This is a genomic window from Micrococcus sp. Mcc89 (assembly GCF_024519795.1).
Lineage (GTDB): Bacteria > Actinomycetota > Actinomycetes > Actinomycetales > Micrococcaceae > Micrococcus > Micrococcus luteus.
Map to the genome: position 1 here is coordinate 1 of NZ_JALJRI010000119.1, position 1,434 is coordinate 1,434.

1 protein-coding gene is annotated in these 1,434 nt (G+C 66.7%); it reads left to right on the forward strand.

The features are described from left to right. The first annotated feature begins 57 nt into the window (after positions 1–57). On the forward strand, positions 58–1,401 hold the full coding sequence (locus NR072_RS11410) for an IS256-like element ISMlu11 family transposase (RefSeq protein ID WP_044658726.1): 1,344 nt from the start codon (positions 58–60) through the stop codon (positions 1,399–1,401). Positions 1,402–1,434 lie beyond the last annotated feature (33 nt).

Below are 1,434 nucleotides of genomic sequence, written 5' to 3' on the forward strand. Positions count from 1 at the left end.
GGGCGTGTCAGATGGTCTGTGTAAGCCGTACCGAGAGGAACGGTAAGAATCATGACCATGATCGACGAGAAGAACCCAGGCGAGCCCTCGGGCCAGGACCTGGTCGAGCAGCTGAAAGCCTCAGGGCAGCTTGATGCCCTGTTCGCGCAGATCGACGCGGGCGGCGTCGAGCTCACCGGTGACGGCGGGTTCGTGCCCGCGCTGGTCAAGGCCGCGCTCGAGCGGGGCCTGCAGGCCGAGCTGACCAGCCATCTGGGCTACGAGAAGGGCTCGAGCGAGGCGCTGAAGCACGCCAACTCCCGCAACGGGACCACCCCGAAGACCGTGGAGTCCGAGGTCGGGCCGATCGAGCTGGACGTCCCGCGAGACCGGGGCGGGTCGTTCACCCCGCGCCTGGTGCCCAAGGGCCAGCGGCGCCTCGGGGGCCTGGATGACATGATCATCAGCCTCTATGCCGGCGGAATGACGATCCGGGACATCCAGCACCACCTGGCCTCCACGATCGGCACGGACCTGTCGCACGAGACGATCTCCAACATCACCGACGCCGTGAGCGAAGAGGTCCTGGCGTGGCAGTCGCGGCCGCTGGAGGAGTTCTATCCGGTGATCTATCTCGACGCAATCCGGATCAAGATCCGAGAGAACAGCCAGGTCCTCAACCGTGCCGCCTACATCGCCGTCGGCGTGGACCTCGAGGGCATCAAGCACGTGCTGGGGATCTGGGTCCAGGACACCGAGGGCTCGGCGTTCTGGGCCCACGTCTGCGCCGATCTCGCCAACCGGGGCGTGCAGGACGTGCTGATCGTGTGCTGCGACGGGCTCAAGGGCCTGCCGGAGGCGGTCGAGGCGACGTGGCCGGACTCGATGGTCCAGACCTGCGTGGTTCACCTGATCCGGGCCGCGATGCGGTTCGTGGCCTACCAGGACCGCAAGAAGGTCGCCGCCGCGCTGAAGCCGATCTACACCGCCCCCAACGAAGAGACCGCGAGGAAGGCGCTGGCCGAGTTCGAGGCCTCCGAGCTCGGCACGAAGTACCCGTCTGCAGCCGCGACCTGGGCGAACTCCTGGGAGCGGTTCATCCCGTTCCTGCAGTTCCCACCCATGCTCCGCAAGGTCATCTACACGACCAACAGCATCGAGTCGCTGAACTTCCAGCTACGGAAGGTGACCAAGAACCGCGGCCACTTCCCCTCGACCGAGGCGGCGGTGAAGCTGCTCTGGCTGGCGATCTGCAACATCGAAGACAAACGCGCCGCCGAACGCGCTCGGGACCGGGGCAAACCCGCCGGCCAGCGCAAAGCCCAGGGCCGGCTCGTCGAAGGTCAGGCCGTCACGAACTGGAAGCAGGCCCTCGCCCAGCTCGCCGCGGCCTACCCCGACCGGATCAACCCCTACCTGTGACCACCCCGCTTACACAGACAAGTTGACACGCCC